This window comes from Micromonospora wenchangensis (assembly GCF_002210435.1).
In the GTDB taxonomy this organism is placed as follows: domain Bacteria; phylum Actinomycetota; class Actinomycetes; order Mycobacteriales; family Micromonosporaceae; genus Micromonospora; species Micromonospora wenchangensis.
The window spans coordinates 1-4,464 of record NZ_MZMV01000130.1 but is presented as its reverse complement, the minus strand read 5'-3'; the positions used below and the strand labels follow the sequence as shown (position 1 = coordinate 4,464).

The 4,464-nt window shown below is 56.1% G+C and carries 1 protein-coding gene; it reads left to right on the top strand.

Going from position 1 to position 4,464, the window contains the following annotated elements:
- Nucleotides 1-425: 425 nt before the first annotated feature.
- Nucleotides 426-4,340, top strand: a complete 3,915-nt coding sequence (locus B5D80_RS33240; protein ID WP_144081843.1) for an NACHT domain-containing protein — start codon at nt 426-428, stop codon at nt 4,338-4,340.
- Nucleotides 4,341-4,464: the final 124 nt, after the last annotated feature.

The following is a 4,464-nucleotide window of genomic DNA, read 5'->3' as shown; positions in this document are numbered from 1 at the left end:
CTGGGCCGCCATCGCCGGCATGCTCGCCCGCCTCACCCGAGGCGGACCCGCCCACCCGCCAACAACGCCGCACCCTCAACACACCCGACTGACAGACATGCGAAACGCTCTCTCACGGATCTTTCGCTTGACGCACCAAATCTTGGAGTATTCGTGCCCTCCCCCGTCATCCCTGCCCTGTACTGACTCCTCCTTGAGCCCGAGCATGGCCCTCCGGCTACCTCGGAACCACCTTGCAGCCCGCTTCGACCGGATGCACGAAACACCATAGAGGGATGTTTCAGCCTAAATCGTCGAGCGACGGGGCAGCCATCCGGGACCACAGTTGGTATGTTGCCCCACTGATTATTGGTACCCGCGCCGACGAACGCGCCCTGCGTTAGAGGCCGAACCACCCCAGACGCTCCCCAGGAGGGCCAACGTTGGTGGACTTCAGGCTCGATGGATTGTCGCCCCGTACGTTCGAACACCTAGTGCAGTCCCTGGCCCATGCTGCAATTACGAATGAAGCCACCCCCTTCGGTGATGGGCCAGATGGAGGGCGAGAGGCAACGTTCGATGGGCCCACCAACTATGGTTCGAACGTAAACAAATGGCACGGGTACGGTGTCATTCAAGCCAAATTTCGTCAACGCCCGGGACGGGACGACGCAACTTGGGCCGAGAACGAACTAAAGAAAGAACTGGAGGCCTTCAGCGAGGGTAAACGCAGGCGACAGATACCAGACTACTATATTTATGCTACGAACGTCCCACTCACTCCTGCACTTGGATCTGGCGGAAAGGACCGCGTGATCCGCATCTTGAAGGACTTTGTGGATGCGAACAACCTTCAAGGCTACGACATTTGGGATTACGACAAAATTCGAATCCTGTTAATTGACAACGACTCCGTGCGGGCCACCTTCGCAGCGTGGATCACTTCGGGCGACGTCCTATTTGAACTAGCAAGGCACCTCAGATCGCAGCGTCCCGACTACTATAAAATAGTCATCAACTATCTACAGAAGGAGCTTCTCTCCGACCAATTCGCTAAGCTTGAGCAAGCAGGGCATTCTGCTGATGAAGCGATCCCCCTTTCGCAGGTATTCGTAGATCTCCCTGTGGCTAGTGAGCCAATTCAGAACTTGGAGCAGCCGGAGCGGCCGGATCGACGCAAGAACATGTTTGCTGCCGCCATAGTAAGGGCTGCAGGCACAAGGTTCGTCCAGAGTTCCAACGGTGTTCATCTGGACACCGGCGATGGCGATAGAAGCCCTCGAGGACGTTTCGTTCTGATCGGTGGCCCGGGACAAGGCAAAACCACACTCGGACAGTTCATTTGCCAGATCTTCCGCACGGCTCTTCTTCAGGAAGTTAACCAACATCTACTCGACGCTCCAGTACGCGCCGCGATGGAAGGCGTAGCAAAGCAGTGGAGCACCGGGCATTTGCCACACCCCACAGCCAGGCGGATGCCCTTCCGGATCGTCCTGAGCGAATTCGCGAAAATGCTCGCAGACGGCGAAGTCTCCAGCATACTGGAATACCTCACTCGACACGTGGTCAAGCGGTCGGGCAGAGAACTCAAAATCGGAGACCTGAAGGGAATCTTACTCGCCTACCCCTCGCTGATTATCCTGGATGGCCTTGATGAGGTTCCGGCCTCCACCAATAGAGAGCAGTTGCTCGACTGCGTCCGAGATTTCCGTGTAGATGTAGTTACAGAGCAAATAGACGTTCTGATCGTTGCCACCAGTCGGCCCCAAGGCTACAACGAGGACTTCTCACCTTCTCTATACAAACACCTCTACCTTGAGCCATTGCCATCCGCAGTAGCATTAGACTACGCGAAGCGCCTGACGACGATTCGATTTGGCCAAGACTCGGTCCGCATCGACAAAGTCATTGCGCGGCTGGAGCGAGCGCTTAAGTCCTCTTCAACCGCCCGCCTCATGAGAAGCCCGTTGCAAGTAACCATCATGACCCTCCTGGTTGACCGTATGGGACAGCCACCCCAGGAGCGGTGGACGCTTTTTAGCGAGTACTACAATTTAATCTATCAGCGCGAAATTGAACGAGACATCCCAGCCGCTTCCATTTTGAGAGACTATCGAGCCGACATTGATGCAATTCATCGTCGAGTTGGGCTGGTGCTGCAGATAGAAAGCGAACGCTCCGGCGGCACTGATTCACGGCTAAGTACAGAGCAATTCTCCCGGGTCGTGGACAATTACTTGAAAGACGAAGGGCACGAAGGGCTTCAGTTGCAGCAGATAGCTGCAAGCATTATCGAAGCTGCAACTAATCGTCTTGTCTTTCTGGTTGGCCTCGAAAGTGGCCTGGTAGGGTTCGAGATTCGCTCACTCCAGGAGTTCATGGCCGCCGAGGGCCTCATGGACGCTGAGGACGGAATCGCCCAAGCAAGACTCCGGTCCATCGCATCCGTGGCGAACTGGCGGAATGTCTTCTTGTTCGCAGCAGGGAAAGCCTTCAGCGACAGACGACACCTTCGCGACACGATCGGACAAATCTGCCAGGAGCTGAATGATGCGCCTGATGATGCGCTCATTGCAACGATCTCTGCAGGATCGTGGCTGGCCCTCGATCTTCTCGAAGATGGCCCAGCGGCAAGGCAACCCGCCATGTCACGCACTCTTACCAGGCTTGCGCTGAAACTGCTCGACACCGATGACGGTGACTTGCTAAACCGGCTCGTTTCGGTTTACCAAGAGCGAACTTCACCCATCTTTACTGAGCTGCTCGCAGCGCGCCTCGGGGGATCTGAGGTCGAAGCAAGTCGAGCAGCAATAATGGTCGCACGTATCGCGGACGTCGCGAAGACACAGCTTGATGGGCTCGTCGACCGCGCGCAGCCGTTGCTTTCCAAATTAAACGCAGCAAACGTCAACCGATGCATTTCAATTGGTGACGGCCGACCCGGGCTTATTAGGCAGAGCATAGTTCGCGCCATAACCAAATTGAAGCCCAGCGAAGCTATTGACTTACTGGATCGGCGCATTAGATCTAACAGCGTATGGGCACCGGTTGAGACGATGCCGCCGGCGCTGAGGACGCTACTCTCTATTCCTACGCTTGAAAGAAACGTGCGACGAGTCGTGGCTCGCATCAAGGCGGAGGACGGCGGGATCGTAGGAGAGATTTCCTTCGTAAGTGTTGAGCAGCACGATGAAATTTCAGCCAGGCTGAATTGGCCCGATGGAGGACCGGAATGGGGTTACCTGCACGGCGTCGCTTCGTTTATGAGGGAACCCTCCAAGGAAAGACTTGCCGGGGCCATCGAACTGGCAAGCAAGGTTGACCCGGTTGAGTTGCAAGAGGAACGCAGCCTGATCGCTCCGTGGGTATTGTTAGATGCCATTTTCAACGAGGGAATCGACTGGGAGGAAGCGGCTCTTGCCGCGAGGGCCGGGCGTTTTGGGGATCTAGCCGATTGGCGGGAACGGGAAGAGGCCCTTGCTGCCGGAATTCCTCTAGCAACACTCCATGAACACTTGGCTTTTATTGCCGCCGGCAGAGTTTCTTTCGTTTTCGACGACAGGCACGCAGCGGAGGTTCTGACAACGATTAGAAGCCACCCCGAGCTGAGCCGCCAAGATAGTATTGCCTTAGGCCTGTACTCCTTTCTGGCACAGCAACGACCTTCAGATACGCGGAAGGTCGATGGCGCATCATGGTCCGACGACCTCCTCGAACTGCTTTTCCATGCACATGACGGATACCTGGGAGTACTCGCACTTGAGGAGTACAAGACCCAAGACCCAGCCTCACGCAGATGGGAACCACACGTACGTGGGTTCGCCTCCAGGAGAACTTACTTCATCCCTCTTGACGCGAGCGATGAATTATTCAGAATCCTCCGATCCTGCTGGCAGCGCGAGCCGTCGACTGAGCTGTATCCCGGATTCACCATGTGTATTTACTCATCCAGCTTGAACCCTGACGACTTCCCTCAGCCCGAATTGCCGATCACGAAAGAGAACTATGGACCCCTACTCCACTCCGCACTAGTTCTTGACCTACGCAGGAACGGCGAAACTAGCAGAGTCATCGACGGGATCCGCGACCTAGACGATAACGACCCCGCGATTCATCGCGTAATATCTGCACTCCGTCGACGATTGGATGATGCGGCATTTGAGAGGGAACTACTACTACTGCACCACGCTGCACGCGATTCGCAACATCCAAACCTTGCTCAACACTCGGTTGAATCGATGCAATCCCTAGCATCCAGACGAAAGAGCAACCTGATGGATGAATCAACGTGGCGCGAACTTGCGCTTCCGGCAGATCTTCGGCTTGCCATCCTTCAACAAGCTCGGTTGGCCGATGAATAGGCAGCCTCGTGAGAGAGCGTTTCGCATGTCTGTCAGTCGGGTGTGTTGAGGATGCGGCGTTGTTGGCGGGTGGGCGGGTCCGCCTCGGGTGAGGCGGGCGAGCATGCCGGCGATGGCGGCCCAG